This window comes from Desulfofundulus thermobenzoicus (assembly GCF_009428905.1).
In the GTDB taxonomy this organism is placed as follows: Bacteria; Bacillota; Desulfotomaculia; order Desulfotomaculales; family Desulfovirgulaceae; genus Desulfofundulus_A; species Desulfofundulus_A thermobenzoicus.
In genome coordinates, this window is record NZ_WHYR01000241.1 from 1 (window position 1) to 404 (window position 404).

Below are 404 nucleotides of genomic sequence, written 5' to 3' on the forward strand. Positions count from 1 at the left end.
GAACACCACCGGTACGAACATGGCATCGACGATGCCGAAGTCGCCGCACAGGAACTGCTTGGAGCCGCTGGCGTGGCGCAGGTTGGTCCAGATGTCGAAGATCCGCTGGATCTCTTGCTGGGTGTCGGCGGTCAGCGGCTCGGGGGTATCGCCGGTGTTCAGGCCGAAGGACATCTGGGTACGCAGGTTGACGAACCCGGAGTGCATTTCCGCCGCGGCAGCGCGGGCCTGGGCCTTGACCAGCGGGTCCTGGGGCCACAGGTTGGCCGCCGGATAGGCACCGGCAACGTACTCGCAGATGGCCAGGCTGTCGTTGATCACCACCTTGTCCAGCAGCAGTGCTGGCACCTTGCCCGAAGGCGAATAGCGCAGGATCTGCTGGCGGGTGTCATTCTGTTCCAGCT

General features: G+C 64.4%; 1 protein-coding gene. It reads right to left on the bottom strand.

The features are described 5' to 3' along the window. Window positions 1-404, bottom strand: a 404-nt coding sequence (locus tag GFC01_RS18450; protein ID WP_194175051.1) for a glutathione S-transferase N-terminal domain-containing protein, incomplete at both ends; no start/stop codon positions are given.